This window comes from Burkholderia sp. MSMB1459WGS (assembly GCF_001534535.1).
Taxonomy (GTDB): domain Bacteria; phylum Pseudomonadota; class Gammaproteobacteria; order Burkholderiales; family Burkholderiaceae; genus Burkholderia.
Map to the genome: position 1 here is coordinate 248,829 of NZ_LPMU01000023.1, position 14,874 is coordinate 263,702.

Annotated in this window: 13 protein-coding genes and 1 pseudogene; 8 read left to right on the forward strand and 6 right to left on the reverse strand. The window is 66.3% G+C overall.

The window, feature by feature from the left end; translation table 11 throughout:
• Nucleotides 1–122 precede the first annotated feature (122 nt).
• Nucleotides 123–647, reverse strand: a complete 525-nt coding sequence (locus tag WT97_RS08825; protein WP_059789390.1) for a metal-dependent hydrolase — start codon at nt 645–647, stop codon at nt 123–125.
• A gap of 398 nt (nt 648–1,045) precedes the next feature.
• On the opposite strand from WT97_RS08825, the gene ggt reads away from it, so the two are divergent.
• Nucleotides 1,046–2,767 (forward strand): gamma-glutamyltransferase, encoded by a 1,722-nt coding sequence (ggt, locus tag WT97_RS08830; protein WP_011547886.1) that lies wholly within the window; start codon nt 1,046–1,048, stop codon nt 2,765–2,767.
• A gap of 88 nt (nt 2,768–2,855) precedes the next feature.
• Here the strand turns inward: ggt and WT97_RS32455 are convergent.
• Nucleotides 2,856–3,048, reverse strand: a pseudogene (locus WT97_RS32455) (alpha/beta hydrolase); the annotation flags it as partial.
• A 322-nt stretch (nt 3,049–3,370) separates the two neighbouring features.
• On the opposite strand from WT97_RS32455, the gene ppk2 reads away from it, so the two are divergent.
• Nucleotides 3,371–4,321, forward strand: coding sequence for a polyphosphate kinase 2 (ppk2, locus tag WT97_RS08835; RefSeq protein ID WP_059789391.1), 951 nt, complete (start codon nt 3,371–3,373; stop codon nt 4,319–4,321).
• Between the two features lie 270 nt (nt 4,322–4,591).
• Here ppk2 and WT97_RS08840 read toward each other — a convergent pair whose 3' ends face one another.
• Nucleotides 4,592–5,179 carry a YigZ family protein gene (locus WT97_RS08840; RefSeq protein WP_060036197.1) on the reverse strand — a complete coding sequence of 196 codons (588 nt, stop codon included), beginning with the start codon at nt 5,177–5,179 and terminating at the stop codon, nt 4,592–4,594.
• A 544-nt stretch (nt 5,180–5,723) separates the two neighbouring features.
• Nucleotides 5,724–6,581: a LysR family transcriptional regulator gene (locus tag WT97_RS08845; protein WP_059500701.1), complete on the reverse strand. Its 858-nt coding sequence runs from the start codon at nt 6,579–6,581 to the stop codon at nt 5,724–5,726.
• 130 nt (nt 6,582–6,711) lie between these two features.
• Here WT97_RS08845 and WT97_RS08850 point away from each other — a divergent pair, with 130 nt between their 5' ends.
• Nucleotides 6,712–7,290: a DUF4865 family protein gene (locus WT97_RS08850; protein ID WP_179949394.1), complete on the forward strand. Its 579-nt coding sequence runs from the start codon at nt 6,712–6,714 to the stop codon at nt 7,288–7,290.
• Nucleotides 7,287–7,412, forward strand: a complete 126-nt coding sequence (locus tag WT97_RS34865) for a hypothetical protein (protein WP_257127250.1) — start codon at nt 7,287–7,289, stop codon at nt 7,410–7,412. Before WT97_RS08850 ends, WT97_RS34865 begins: the two co-directional genes overlap by 4 nt.
• An 82-nt stretch (nt 7,413–7,494) precedes the next feature.
• On the opposite strand, the gene WT97_RS08855 is transcribed toward WT97_RS34865, so the two are convergent.
• Nucleotides 7,495–9,696: a glycoside hydrolase family 3 C-terminal domain-containing protein gene (locus WT97_RS08855; protein ID WP_059500872.1), complete on the reverse strand. Its 2,202-nt coding sequence runs from the start codon at nt 9,694–9,696 to the stop codon at nt 7,495–7,497.
• Between the two features lie 481 nt (nt 9,697–10,177).
• Nucleotides 10,178–11,353, reverse strand: coding sequence for a polysaccharide biosynthesis/export family protein (locus WT97_RS08860; protein WP_060036195.1), 1,176 nt, complete (start codon nt 11,351–11,353; stop codon nt 10,178–10,180).
• Between the two features lie 450 nt (nt 11,354–11,803).
• Between WT97_RS08860 and WT97_RS08865 the strand changes: the two genes are divergently transcribed.
• Genes WT97_RS08865 through gmhB form a run of 4 tightly spaced genes read left to right on the forward strand, consistent with a single transcriptional unit; the run spans nt 11,804 to nt 14,718 of the window.
• Complete coding sequence (locus WT97_RS08865; protein ID WP_034206207.1) at nt 11,804–12,850, forward strand: dehydrogenase; 1,047 nt, start codon at nt 11,804–11,806, stop codon at nt 12,848–12,850.
• Nucleotides 12,847–13,428 (forward strand): D-sedoheptulose 7-phosphate isomerase, encoded by a 582-nt coding sequence (locus tag WT97_RS08870; RefSeq protein ID WP_059500698.1) that lies wholly within the window; start codon nt 12,847–12,849, stop codon nt 13,426–13,428. Before WT97_RS08865 ends, WT97_RS08870 begins: the two co-directional genes overlap by 4 nt.
• A complete protein-coding gene (locus WT97_RS08875; protein ID WP_257127560.1) occupies nt 13,425–14,156 on the forward strand; it encodes a nucleotidyltransferase family protein in 732 nt (243 codons plus the stop codon). The genes WT97_RS08870 and WT97_RS08875 overlap by 4 nt, the downstream gene beginning before the upstream one ends.
• On the forward strand, nt 14,146–14,718 hold the full coding sequence (gene gmhB, locus WT97_RS08880) for a D-glycero-beta-D-manno-heptose 1,7-bisphosphate 7-phosphatase (RefSeq protein WP_060036193.1): 573 nt from the start codon (nt 14,146–14,148) through the stop codon (nt 14,716–14,718). The genes WT97_RS08875 and gmhB overlap by 11 nt, the downstream gene beginning before the upstream one ends.
• Nucleotides 14,719–14,874: the final 156 nt, after the last annotated feature.

The window sequence follows — 14,874 nt, forward strand, 5'->3', positions numbered from 1 at the left end:
CGTGCCGGCCATGCGTGCCGACGATTCACCGTCAGATGGGGGCCTGCAGCGCGCTTTCAATGGACGGAAAGTTGCGTGCACGTCGACATGCCGATCGCGTGCCGATTTGTGTCGAATTGCAACTAGACGCGATGCAGCCAGCCGAGCCAGTGTTCGATCAGCGGCGCACGCGACCACAGCGATTGCGCGAGCCACAGCGTGCCGGCCCAGGCGGCGGCCACGACGATCAGGTCGCAATGCCCGCTGTTCCACAGGTTGAGCGAGTGGCGCCGCCAGATCCACGGTACGCCGAGCGGATTGGGCCAGTCGGCGAGCAGATGCATCACGCCGCCGCAGGCGAAGCCGAACAGCGGCGCGGCCCATGGCGGATGCGGATGATGGATGAGCCCGTGCCAACCGAGCGCAAGCAGCGCGACCCAGCCGATGCCCCAGTGCGTGAGGGTGCGATGCGTGATCCACAGGCGGCGCTTGCGGCTCCACCATGCGACTTCGAGCCAGTCGGGCGCGGTGCCGCCCGCGACGCCCGCCGCGAACGCGGCGAGCATGCCCGAGTGCCACGGGCCGGTTGCGCCGGTTTGCGCGACGAGGACGGCGGCGGCGACGCCGGCCGCGACGCCGGACGCATGATGCGCATTGTGTGATGCCATAGGAAGCGAGACGGGGAAACGTGAAGCGGCGCGTGCACGAAACGATGATGCGGCGCGCAAGCGGGGCGCTATCTTCGCAGATCGGCCTGTGCCGCGGGCGGGTCGTTCGCAGATTTTTTTGCATCGGTGGCGAGGGCCGCCGCACGGTTCGCAACTTTCGGTTTTGTGCATTGCGCGATGGCGTGCACCGTAGGGGAAGGTCGACCGATCCCCATGCGCGTCGCGGCGCCGCAACGTGAGCACGCGTACACAACCGGCACGCTTTCGTCGCCGCCGTGTGTTCGACCCTTTTTGTCCCCCTATACTACGAAGCCGGCATATGGCCGTCGGCGCGCCAGCGGCCATCCGCGGATCAGGTGCTCGTCGCGCCTGAAGGAGATCCACATGGGGGACATGCAATGACTACGCTGAATCGCTTCAAATCATCCGCCGCCGTGCTGGCGACGGTGGCCGGCATCGGCTTCCTGCCGAACGCGCCCGCCTATGCGAAAGGGCCGCAGCCCGCGGTCCTGACGAGCTCCGCGGTGGCGGTGGCCGACAAGTACAGCGCGGATGCGGCGGAGCGGATCTTCAAGGAAGGCGGCAACGCGATCGACGCGGCCGTTGCGATCGCGTTCACGCTCGCCGTCACGTACCCGGAAGCCGGCAACATCGGCGGCGGCGGCTTCATGACGATCTACAAGGACGGCAAGCCGTACTTCATCGACTACCGCGAGCGTGCGCCGCTCGCCGCGACGAAGGACATGTACCTCGACAAGGACGGCAACGTCGTCAAGGGCATGAGCCTGTACGGCCCGCGCGCGGTCGGCGTGCCGGGCACCGTGGCGGGCATGTGGGAAGCACAGAAGCGCTTCGGCAAGCTGAAATGGAAGCAGGTGCTCGCGCCGGCGATCCACTATGCGCGCGACGGCTTCGTCGTCGACGAGCAGCTCGCGCAGCGCGGCGTCGACGCATCGAAGGAGTTCGGCGGCAAGACCAACTTCGACAAGTACTTCTCCGGGCTGAAGGCCGGCGCGAACTTCAAGCAGCCCGATCTCGCCGACGTGCTGACGCGCATCGCGGACGGCGGCGCGGAAGGTTTCTACAAGGGCAAGACGGCCGAGCTGATCGCCGCGTCGATGAAGACCGGCGACGGCAACGGGCTGATCACGACCGAGGATCTCGCGCAGTACCGCGCGGTGTGGCGCCAGCCGGTGCAGGCGAAGTGGAACGGCTACGACGTGATCACCGCGCCGCCGCCGAGCTCCGGCGGCATCGGCCTCGTGCAGCTGCTGAAGATGAAGGCCGACCTGAAGCAGGACTTCGAGGGCGTGAAGCTCAACTCGCCGCAGTACATCCACCTCGTCGCGGAAATCGAGAAACGCGTGTTCGCCGATCGGGCGCAGTATCTCGGCGATCCCGACTTCTACAAGGTGCCGATCGCGCAGCTGACCGACGATGCGTACATCGCGAAGCGCGCGGCCGAGGTCAACCCGAAGGAGCCGTCGGACACGAAGAGCGTGCAGCCCGGCCTCGGCACGACGATGCCGGAGAAGGCCGAAACGACGCACTTCTCGGTGGTCGACAAGTGGGGCAACGCAGTGTCGAACACGTACACGATCAACGGCTACTTCGGCTCGGGCGTGATCGCCGACGGCACCGGGATCGTGCTGAACGACGAGATGGACGACTTCTCCGCGAAGCCGGGCGTCGCGAACATGTTCGGCGTGGTCGGCAGCGACGCGAATGCGATCGAACCGAAGAAGCGCCCGCTGTCGTCGATGTCGCCGACGATCATGACGAAGGACGGCAAGGTGTCGCTCGTGATCGGCACGCCGGGCGGCTCGCGCATCTTCACGTCGATCTTCCAGGTGATCAACAACATCTACGACTTCAAGATGCCGTTGAAGGAAGCCGTCGGCGCGATGCGTTTCCATCACCAGCTGCTGCCGCCGAACACGATCTTCTGGGAGCCGTACCACCCGATCGAAGGCGAACTCGCGAAGCAGATCGAGGCGCGCGGCTATACGCTGAAGGGACAGGATTTCAGCGGCGACATCCAGGTCATCAAGATCGACGGCAAGACGCCGGAGGCGATGGCCGATCCGCGCGGGCGGGGCGTGACGCGGATCATTCGTTGACGTTGACGTGAATCGTGCGTGCGCGTCGGCGACAGCGGCCGCGCGCGCCGTTCGGCAGCCGGTGTTTCGATCCGGCTGCCGAATTTTTTCAGCCGGTCGTTCGGATGATGCCCCGCGATCCGCGCGGCAATGGCATCGCGCGCATCCTCGAAGCAGTTGTGCCCGACAGCCAGCCGCTCGATCGGCGCGGATGGAAACAGTGCAGTAAAGAGCGGCAGGAAGTGTTCGGCGCCAAATGTTCGGTCGGCGTCTCCCCAGATCGCGCGCGCAGGCTGTTTCCGTTGCTCGTCGCTGCGACAGTGGGGCGACGATTTCTTCTTCGAACCGGATGAGGCACACGTGTTGCGCGTCGGCCGGAAAACCGGGCTGTCGGTCAGGAAACCGGCGTTGCGTTCGCAGGGCGGGCGCGTGCCGGGGCCGGATGACACGGTCGTGCCGCCGCCGCCCGACCCACGCGCGGCGAGCCGGCGGGAGTCGCGCGCGCGGGCGGCGGGTTGCCCGCATGCCGCTTTCGATGGGCGTGGCCGCCTGTTTTCATGAATTTGACGCGCGACGCTGGGATAATGGCCGAGTTTGGCTGCGTCAATGATGGAAGGAGGCCCCATGGGCGACAACGATACCCGCACCGAGACCGACGACCGTACCGATACGAACTCGATGGAAGCGCGCCAGCGCCGTTTCGAGGAGGATCTCGTCGACGCATACGACGAAGAGCTCGAAATGGAGCTCGACGACCGCCGCTTCGACGACAGCGGGAACCTGCTGCTCTCGCCGGAGCGTCGCCAGGCGCGCAAGGAATATTTCCGCGAGTTGTTCCGCTTGCAGGGCGAACTCGTGAAGCTGCAGGACTGGGTGGTGAACACCGGGCACCGGCTCGTCGTCATTTTCGAGGGGCGTGACGCGGCCGGCAAGGGCGGGGCGATCAAGCGCATCACGCAGCGCCTCAACCCGCGCGTGTGCCGGGTCGCCGCGCTGCCCGCGCCGAACAACCGCGAGCGCACGCAATGGTACTTCCAGCGCTATGTCGCGCATCTGCCGGCAGGCGGCGAGATCGTGCTGTTCGACCGAAGCTGGTACAACCGCGCGGGCGTCGAGCGCGTGATGAATTTCTGTACCGACGACGAGTACGAGGAATTTTTCCGGTCGGTGCCCGAGTTCGAGAAGATGCTCGTGCGCAGCGGGATCCAGATCGTCAAGTACTGGTTCTCGATCACCGATCACGAGCAGGAGATGCGCTTTCAGAGCCGGATCGCGGATCCGCTGAAGCAGTGGAAGCTGAGCCCGATGGACCTCGAAAGCCGCCGCCGCTGGGAGGCTTATACGGCCGCGAAGGAAGAGATGCTGCAGCGCACGCATATTCCCGAGGCGCCGTGGTGGGTCGTGCAGGCCGTCGACAAGAAGCGCGCGCGGCTGAACTGCATTCACCATCTGCTCGGCCAGGTGCCGTATCACGAGGTGCCGCGCCCGACCATCGATCTGCCGCAGCGCGAGCATCACGAGGATTACATTCGTCGGCCGGTGCCCGACAGCATGATCGTGCCGGAGATTTATTGATCGGTTCGCGCCGGTCGATCGCGAGGCGATGAAGCGCGCCGCTCGATGCGGCGCTTTTTTTTCGGGGTGGCCGCTTGACGGCGGGCGATTCGGCCCGACCGGGTCTTACCGTCTTTCGGAGTGTCGGACGAACAGCCTCGACAGCGTGCTTCTAGGTGCGCGTCGATATGCGTCGACGCCGTCGAAACGGCGCGATTCCGACGCATTGGGGAAAACGACGCGCGCCGAGCGCTCCAGGCTTGCGCTGCTCGGGCCTGTCGCCGCAACGGCTCAAATCTCCGGAAACCCCGAGCGCCCCTGCGTCAGATCGAACAGTTCGCCTCTTGCCGCGGCTTCGGCGGTTTCGGGCAGCTTGATCACGAGCTTCACCGTCATCCCGTACGCGCTGTCCACCAGCGCGTAGCCGGCCTGTTCGATCCAGCGACGCACGCGCGCCTCCTCCGGGTAGCCGATCTCGATCGTGAGCCGCGTGTGCCGGATGCGCTCGACGCGCTCGGCATCGAGCAGCGCCGATGCGATCGCGTCCGTGTACGCCCGCACCAGCCCGCCCGCGCCGAGCTTCACGCCGCCGTAGTAACGCACGACCGCACCGAGCACGCCGTCGAGGTCGTGATGGCGCAGCACTTCGAGGATCGGCCGGCCCGCGGTGCCCGACGGCTCGCCGTCGTCCGACATGCCCGACTGGCCGCCCGCCAGTAGCGCCCAGCACACGTGGGTGGCCGCCGGATGCTCGTCGCGCAGGCGTTGCAGTACCTGCATCGCGGCATCGCGATCCTCGACGGGAACGGCATACGCGATGAAACGGCTCTTGCGGATTTCGAGTTCGCGGGTGTAGGCGGTGGCGAGCGAGTAACTCATGCGTCGCGGCGCGGAAAGCGTTGGGAAATCAAGGCGATGATGGCTGGTGGATGCTTTTGACGTTGGCCCGGGGGCGGATGGATATCGTCGGCCCATGCGCGGGGCGAAGACGCGATTTTACCGTGGCGCGCGTCGAGGCATTTCGACGCCGGCACAACACGGTTCAGGCGACGTGCCGGATACGAATCGACGAAGCGCGCCGGGGATCGATGGGGGCGGCTCGACCTGTCGCGGAGTACGGTCAAGCGCGTTGCAACCGAATTTCACGGCAGCGAGCGGATCTGGCTCGTCAACTGGGATGCAGGGCAATGGGCGGTTATTCGTCAGTCGGATACACGGCCGACCGGGATGGCGTCGGATGCGTATTCCGGGGTGCGCGAAGAGGACCAACCGACCTGCAATATCTCGCAACGGCGACTCGCTGCCGTCGCCCGCTCGATCAGGGGCGCAAGCGCGGAGCCACTTCGTTCATCGGTTCGTCCGACGCATGCATGTCGCTTTCCTGCGAGGCGTTCAAGTCGGTTCGTCGAACCCGCGCGCGGCATCAACGCACGCCAACCGACGACCGTAGCGCCGCGCCCAGCGTACGCAGTGCCTGCCTGGCTCGTGCATCGGTCAGATTCGAGTGGAGCACCACATCGCGCGTGGGAAGCGGCGGCAGCCCGTACCGCGCACCTACGTCGACGGTGCCGGCAGGCGCGACGCGATGCCCGAGCGCCGCGACGGCAAGCCCCGCGGACACCGCCGCGCCGATCGTCGCCACGCCGCCGCCGACAAAGACTTCCGTCCATGCGACACCGGCTTGGTCCAGCGCGTCGACCGCCATGCGGCGCACGCTGCATGGTTCGGCCTGCGTGGCGAGCCGCAGCGGTTGCGGCGGATGGTGCTCGAAATCGGCCGCCGCCATCCAGCCGAACGACTCCGACAGGATGGTTTCGCCGTCGAGCCGCCGGCTGTCGTGCTGCAGCGCGACGGCCGCATCGAGCTGGCCGCGATCGAACGCCTCGAGCACGTCGCGCGACGTGGCGACGCGGATCTCCAGCACGAGCGCCGGCTCCGCTTCGCTCATTCGCCGCAGCAGCATCGGGAGATCGGCGCCGACGACATGGTGGCTGACGCCGATGACCAACCGTCGCTGGCTCGTGCCGAATGCGCTGATTGCGCCGTGGTGAGCGGCCACCAGTTCGCGCGCCGGTTCCAGGAACGCTGTGCCGTCGGCCGACAGGCGAACCTGGCGCGGCGTGCGTTCCAGCAGGCGGCGGCCGAGCCCGTCTTCCAGCCGCTTGATCTTCAGGCTCACCGCGGACTGCGTCGTGTCCAGCGCTTCCGCGGCCCGCGTGAAGCTCTTGAGATCGGCGGTCAGCACGAATGCCTGCACGGCTTCGACGTCGAGCGTTTTCATCGCACCCTCGTTCATTTCAGAATCGAATCATTGAAATATTCTGCCATCGTCTTTTCAAATGATTCAAGGTCTTCTACGCTGCCTTCATGTCGTCCGGAATTCCGTGGATTTCTTTCGCCAGGAGTCGATCATGCTGACCGCGTACTACGTGCACCGCCTGCCGGCGGACTACGACCTCGACATCATCCGCAATCGCGTGCACGAGCGCGGCCGGCTGTGGGACGACACGCCGGACCTGCTGTTCAAGGGCTTCCTGCTGCGCGAGGCCGGCCGTCACGGCGCGACGGAAAACGGCTATGCGTCGTTTTACCTGTGGCGCAACGAACAGGCGTTCGCGCGGTTCGTGACGGACGGCCGCTTTCGGGTCGTGACGGACAGCTTCGGCCGCGCGCCGATCGACACGCAGGTTGTGCTCGACGCACGCAAGGGCAGTGCGTCGACGGGACGTTTCGCTCGTCTGGAAACGATCGAGATCCCGGCGGACGCCGATCTCGACGCGACGCTGGCGCGGGAGATCGCACGCAATCGCGACGCGGCGGCTCGGCAGGGCGTGGTTGCGGCGGCCGTCAGTGTCGATCCGCTGCGCTGGCGGTTGACGCGTGCGCTCGTGACGGAACACGAACCGGACGACGGCGGCGCGGGCACGGTGTACCAGGTCCTGCATCTGGCGAAGCCGCTGCTCGACACGCTGGAAGCGGGCGGCGCGTGATGGCCGGCATCGCGTCGCGATTGCCGGCCGGCGTGGTGATCGCCGCGCATCTGGCGGGGGTGGTGGCGGGGATCGCCGCGATTGCGGCGCTTTCGACGCTGCTGGCGCTGTTGCTCAGGTAAGCGCTTCGGCGCAGCCGGTGGTCGACGCGGGAGCGCCGCGCCTGCGATGCATGGCGCCCCCGGTCGCTTCATCGTCGCTCGGTCAGTGGCCCTGCAAGCGGATGTCGCGCGACGACGCGCCGACGTACACGGTCCCGCCCGGGACGACCCGCCAGCCGTTGCGCGACGTATCCCAGACGCTCTGCATCCGCGGCGACACGGTCACATGCACACGCCGCGCTTCGCCCGGATTCAGCCGGATCTTTTCCCAGCCGACCAGCCGCTTCGGCGGCTCGTCCTTGTACGGCACGCCGAGATAGACCTGCGGCGTTTCCGCGCCGGCAACGCGCCCGTCGTTGCGCACGGTAAACGCAACGCTCAGCGAGCCGTCCCATTGCTTCGACACCGACAGGCCCGAATACGCGAAGTGCGTATACGACAGGCCGTAGCCGAACTCGAACATCGGCTTGATGTTGCGCGCGTCATACCAGCGGTAGCCCATGTTCAGCTTTTCCGCGTACACCGGGTCGGTCTCGAACGTGCCGTTTTGCCCCCACGTCGGCGAATCCTGATCGCGCGCCGGGAAAGTCACGGGCAGCTTGCCGGACGGGTTGACCGCACCGAACAGCACGTTCGCGATCGCCTTGCCGCCGGCTTCGCCCGGATACCACGCCTCGACGATGGCCGACACGTTGTCCTTCCACGGCATCAGCACCGGGTTGCCGCTCTGGACGACGACGATCGTATGCGGATTCGCGCGCGCGACGGCTTCGACGAGCGCATCCTGGTTCGACGGATTCGCGAGGCTCAGGCTCTGCAGATCGCCGAAATCCTCGCCGGCCGGCTGCGCGACCACGACGATCGCGACGTCCGAGCGGCCCGCGAGCGCCGCGGCCTGATCGATCTCCTGCTGCGTGTACGCGCGGAACGGCGACTGCTGGTCGCTGTTGCCCGCATACGTGACCTGCGCGGCCGGCGCCAACGCGCGGATTGCGGCGACGATCGGCACGTCGACCTTGAGCCACGGATTGCGCCACCAGCTGCAGCCGGTCGACGACCCGAACGTCAGGCCGCCGCAGCCTGCGAACGAACCCGATACGGGATCGCGCGTGTTGCCCGAACCGCCGCCGGACAGCACGGCCGCATCCGCATGGCCGCCGATCACGGCGATGCGCGACAGCGCCGACGCGACGAGCGGCAACTGGTTGCCGTCGTTCTTCAGCAGAACGATCGACTGCTCGGCGGCTGCCTGCGCGAACCGGTTGCCGGCCGCGAAATCGATCGTGCCGCCGCCTTTGGCCGGATCGTCCATCACGCCGACGCGGATCATCACGGCGAGCTTGCGGCGCACCATGTCGTCGAGGCGTGCGGTCGACACCGAGCCGTTCGCGATCGCCTGCTTGACGGCCGCGGGCGTCAGGTAGACGCTCGGCCCGACGTCCTCTTCCTCGTCGAGCCCGGCGTTGATCGCGGCGGCGGTGCTGTGCGTCGCGCCCCAGTCGGACTGCACCTGGCCCTGGAAGCCCCATTCGTTCTTCAGCACGTCGTTCAGTAGATGAGAGTTCTCGCACGCATAGGTGCCGTTCAGGCGGTTGTAGCTGCACATCACGCTGCCGGGCCGGCCGCGCTTCGCGGCGATCTCGAACGGCAACAGATACAGCTCGCGCAGCGTGCGTTCGTCGATCTGCGTATTGCCGCCCATCCGGCCGTGCTCCTGCTCGTTGCCCGCGTAGTGCTTGATCGTGGCGATGACCTTCTGTCGCTGCGTGGCGAGCGTGCGTTCGGCGAGCAGGTCGCCGGCCAGTAACGGATCCTCGCCGAGATACTCGAACAGACGGCCGCCGCGCGGCTCGCGCGCGAGGTTGGTGCCGCCGCCGAGGCCCATGCCGAATCCCTGCGCGCGCAACTGGATCGCGACCTGCTTGCCGAAGTCGTACGACAGCCGGCGATCCCAGCTCGCCGCGATCGCGATCGTCGCCGGGAACGTCGTGCTGGCCTGCGACGTGCTGCCGGAGCCGGTCGCCGAATCGACCATGTTCAGATCGGGAATGCCGAGTCGCGGCACGCCCTGGATGTAGCCGGCGCCGCCGCCCGGCACCTTCGACATTTCGTATTGCGAATGAATGAATTGAAGTTTCTCGTCGAGCGTCATCTTGCGCACGAGCAGGTCGGCGCGCCGTTGCGCGGCGGCCGATGCGAACGCGTCGGTGGCGTCGCCCTGCGCATTGAAATCGGCGTCGCCGGCGTAGGCGGTGGTGCAGAGGGTCGCTGCCAGCACGACGGCCGGCCAGAGGGTGTCCCGCATGTTGCTCTCCATGATCGTATTGCCGGTTGTTCGGATGATGTCTGGAGCTGCGCGCGCCCGGTGGATTCGCACCGGACGCATTCGGCTGGCGATGCAGGGTGGTTGCGCGTCGGCATGCCAGGCCAGGCGGGGAATCGTTACGGCCGGTTGGGCTCGACCGGTCAATGCGGGCGGCGACGCGTAGGCCGCCCGACACTGTCGAATCGGATGTAGCGATTCTCTGCAACGACAAATGGTATGAATGTAGTTTGACTACAGCATCGGTGTTTCTACCGATACGTGCGATCTTTATTTCGTAGGGGCGCGCGGCGGGGTGGAAAGGCGGTCATCGTTCCCGACGGCGGAGGCGGGGCGAGTAAGAAGTACTTGGAGGCAAGCGGTTTTGCGGAGGAGTGCGTCGGGATGGCGGCCGACTCGTTGCGTGCGCATCGAACGCGGGGAGGTGTCATGCGAACCCGCTCCCCGCGTGCGGCCGGCCTGGCTACTTCGTGACGAGTGCGCCGGTCAACCCCGCGCTGATCGCCGGCAGCAGCAGGTTCAGCACGCGGCTTGCGCGGACGAGCCCGGTGTTGTCGACATACACGACATCCTTCGACGCGAGCGGGAACTGGTTCGCGAGCAGCATCGACACCGGCGACTGCATGTCGAGGTGATAGATGACGGGCGCGCTGTCGGCGGCCTTGCGCAGCACGAACACCTGCTTGGCATTCGACGTTTGCTGGTTGAGCTGACCGGCCTGCGTGAGCGCTTCGCTCAGCGTGAGCGAACCGTCGCGCAGCGGCGCGACGGCTTGCGGCCTGACCACTTCGCCCATCACGTACACGGGATTGTCGTCGCGCGCGCTCACATGCAGCATGTCGCCGGGCTTCAGCATGATGTCCGCCGGGTTTTTTCCCGTCTTCATCATCTGCGCGACGTTCAGCGGATAGATCGTGCCGTTGCGGGTGAGCGTGATGCGGCTCTGATCCGCGGTCGGCGCAAAGCCGCCCGCGCGGCTGACGGCTTCGATCAGCGTCATCGGAATGTCGTTGATCGGCTGTGCACCGGGATTACGCACTTCGCCGTCGACGTAGACCTGCGTGGCGCGGAACGACGCGACGCGAACCGTGACCTGCGGCTTCACGAACACCTTGGCGAGTTCGGTCCTGACCTCGTGCTGGAGCTGCGCGACGGTTTTCCCGGCCGCGTGGATCGGCCGCGGGATATACGGAAACTGCACGTTGCCGTTGCCGTCGACGACGAAGCCGGGCGCGGCGTCCGCGGCCTTCGTGTTCTGCACCGGCTGGCCGGCGGCCGTCGCGAATTCGGGGTGATCCCACACCGTGATCTGCAGCACGTCGCCGGCGCCGATCCGGTACATGTCCGCCTTCGCGAACAGGTTCGGCGCAATGGTCGCGCCCGGCGCACGTTTCTGTGCGGCGCGAATCTGCTCGATCTGCGTCAGGTCGATCTGCTTGACCGGCACCTGCATGTCGCTGGTGACGTCGCCGTTGTCGGCGGTCGTGACCGGCAACGCGGTCGAATTCATGTGCTGCCCCGGCACCGTGCAGGCGGACAGCGTCGCGATGGTCGCGAACGAGAACGCCATGCACATGCGGCGCATGACGGTGCGAGGGTGGCCCGGCGCCACGGAGTCCAGCGGTTGAGCGATTTTCATTTTTGTGTCCAGCATCGTTGAATCGATTGTTACGTTATCCGGATCGAATCGAAGGTGCCTGTCGCGCCTTCGCTTCGTTCTGCACATCGTGACGACACTCGCGGGCGGCATTCGGGCGCACGGCGATCCACGCGTCGTTCATGGCGAGGCGGCTCCCGGCATCGATTGTCAAACATTGCCAATGACGGCAGGAAGTCGTCATGCGTGGCGGGGACGTGACGGCGATTCCGACGCAGGTTCGCACGTCGCCGTGCCGCTCGCGAACAGAGCGTAACGCAGGTTGAACGCCTGGATCGAGCGGTGGCGGCTTAATGTAAGCCATCGCACGCAGCGCGCCGGACATCTATCGCATAGTGGCGCCAACGAACATGGTCGTGCATTCCCGACCGAATGTGCGGAGGCGCGAACGGCATCGTGCCGGCGTCCGACTCACTGTCTGCGAGAGATTTCATGACACGCTTCATTGCCCGTTCGAGGGCGCCTTTGCGGTTGGGTCTGGGCGGCGGCGGAACCGACGTGCCGCCTTATTCGGACCGGTTCGGCGGTCTGGCGCTCAATGTCACGATCGAGAAGTTCGCGTATGCGTCGATCGCGCCGCGCGACGACGCGAAGGTCGAACTGGTGGCGGCGGATACGGATACGCGCTGGATCGGCCCGGTGTCGCCGGTGCTCGACGTGCAGAAGGGGCTCGGGCTGCATGTGGGCGTCTACAACCGGATCGTGCGGGATTTCCACGGCGGTCATCCGTTGGCCGTCACGATCACGACGTGCTCCGAAGCGCCGCCCGGCTCCGGGCTCGGCTCGTCGTCGACGATCGTCGTTGCGCTGGTCAGGGCATTCTGCGAACTGCTGTCGCTGCCGCTCGGCGAATACGACATCGCACACCTCGCGCACGACATCGAACGAGAGGATCTCGGGCTCGCCGGCGGCAAGCAGGATCAATACGCGGCGACGTTCGGCGGACTGAACTTCATGGAGTTCTACGGCGATCGCGTGATCGTCAATCCGCTGCGGATCAAGCAGGAAATCAAGGCCGAGATGGAGGCGTCGCTCGTGTTGTATTACACCGGCGTATCGCGCGAGTCGGCCAACATCATCAAGGAACAGAGCAGCAACGTGACGGAAGGCGTCGTCGATTCGCTGGCCGCGTTGCACGAGGTCAAGGATGAAGCGGTACGCATGAAGGAAGCCGTGCTGCGCGCCGATTTCGAAGCGTTCGCCGCGTCGATGCGCGACGCGTGGGAATCGAAGAAGCGGATGGCGAAGAACATCTCGAACTCGATGATCGACGATCTGTACCGCGTCGCGGTCCGGGCCGGCGCGAAGGCCGGCAAGGTGTCCGGCGCGGGTGGCGGCGGCTTCATGATGTTCTTCGTCGATCCGGTCGAACGGTCGGCGGTGATGCGCGCGCTGGACGCGTACAACGGGATCAACGGCCAGGTGCTCAACTGTACGTTCACCGACATCGGTGCGCAGTCGTGGAGAAAGAATCAATGACGATCGGCGTGGAGAGCGAAATTCGCCAGACGCTGTCGGTGCTGACGGCGCTCGTTTCCGACCGTGAGCAAGTGGCGCGGATCGAACAGGTGGCCGAACGCGTGACGGAAGCGCTACGGACAGGCAACAAGATCCTGCTCGCGGGCAACGGCGGCAGCGCCGCGGACGCGCAGCATATCGCGGGCGAATTCGTCAGCCGTTTCAACTTCGACCGGCCGGGGCTTGCGGCGTTCGCGCTGACCGTGGACAGCTCGGTCATGACCGCGATCGGCAACGACTACGGTTACGAGAAGCTGTTCGAGCGTCAGATTCAGGCGACCGGGCGCCCCGGCGACGTCTTCTGGGCGTATTCGACGTCGGGGCGTTCGCCGAACATTCTCCGCGCGCTGGAAGTGGCCAGGACGGCCGGCATGGTTTGCGTCGGCTTCACGGGCAACGGACCCGGCGCGGCCGAGATGCGCACGCGCGCCGACATCTGCATCGAGATTCCGTCCGCGTCGACCCCGAAGATCCAGGAAGGGCATCTCGTATGCGGCCACATCATTTGCGGCATCGTCGAAGAGCGGATCTTTGCATGAACGCGATGCTGCCCTGCCTGATCCTGGCCGGCGGCCTCGGCACGCGGCTGCGCCCCGTGTTGGGCGACGCACTGCCGAAGGCGCTCGCGTCGATCGACGGCGAGCCGTTTCTGGGCTGGATGCTGCGCGGGCTCCAGCAGCAGGGCGTGACGGAGGTCGTGCTGTCGCTCGGCTACGGCAGTGATCCGATCAAGTCGTTCGTGACGTCGCGCGACTTCGGCATCGCGATTTCCGTGATCGAGGAAGACGAGCCGCTCGGTACCGGCGGCGCGATCGTTCATGCGCTGAAGGCTCACGGCGCGCGCGACATGATCGTGATGAACGGCGATACGTGGTCGAACCTGGATCTGCGCGCGTTGTCGGCGTTCCATCGTGCGACGCGCCCCGATCTCGTCGTGGCGGCCACGTATGTCGACGATGCGTCGCGCTACGGCACGCTCGAATTCGATGCGACGTCGCGCAGGCTGTCGGCATTCCGCGAGAAGCGGCCGGCACGGGGCTACATCAATGCGGGCACGTATGTCGTCGACGCGAGCAGGCTGCTCGGTTTCGCGCTGCCGGCGAAATTCTCGTTCGAGCAGGATTTCCTGGCCGAACGCGCCGACGCGCTCGACATCCGCGTATTTCCCGAGGTCACGTCGTTCATCGACATCGGCGTGCCGGCGGACTACCGGCGCGCGCAGACCGCGATTCCGCCGATGCTGGAGACCGGAACCAGTGAAGCGTAAAGCCCTGTTCCTGGATCGCGACGGCGTGATCAATATCGACTACGGTTACGTCCACCGGCCGCAGGACTGCGTGTTCGTGGACGGCATCTTCGATCTCGTGCGGCTGGCCAATGCGAACGGTTACCAGGTGATCGTCGTGACGAACCAGGCCGGGATCGGCCGCGGATATTTTTCGGAGTGGCAGTTCGCCGCATTCATGGACTGGATGCGCCGCAGGTTCGACGAGCGTGGCGCAAGAATCGACCGTGTCTATTTTTGCCCGCATCACCCGGTGGCCGGGATGGGCCGCTACCGGCAGGCATGTGCATGCCGGAAGCCGCAGCCCGGGATGCTGCACGACGCGCGGCGCGAGCTCGACCTCGACCTGTCGGCGTCGATCCTGGTCGGCGACAAGCCGTCCGATCTCGAGGCCGGTGCGTGCGCCGGCGTCGGGCGCCGTTTCCTGTTCGTGGGCGACCGGCCGGGCCCGGTGCGAGCCGATCCGGCGGCTGACGTCGTCGCGCGGCTGTCCGACATCGGTGCGGCGCTGCAACCCACGGGTGTCGTCGCGGCGGGTGTATAGCGGGTCGCAGCCTCGACGGCTGCATGCCGAGATGAAACGAACGAGGACTCGACGACGGCTTGCCGGCCGTTGCGCCGATCGGGCAAGCGCGAGGCATCCAGGCTCCCGACGCAGTGCGCTCCGGCCGGCACCGAAGGGTTTCCAGCCGGATTTTCA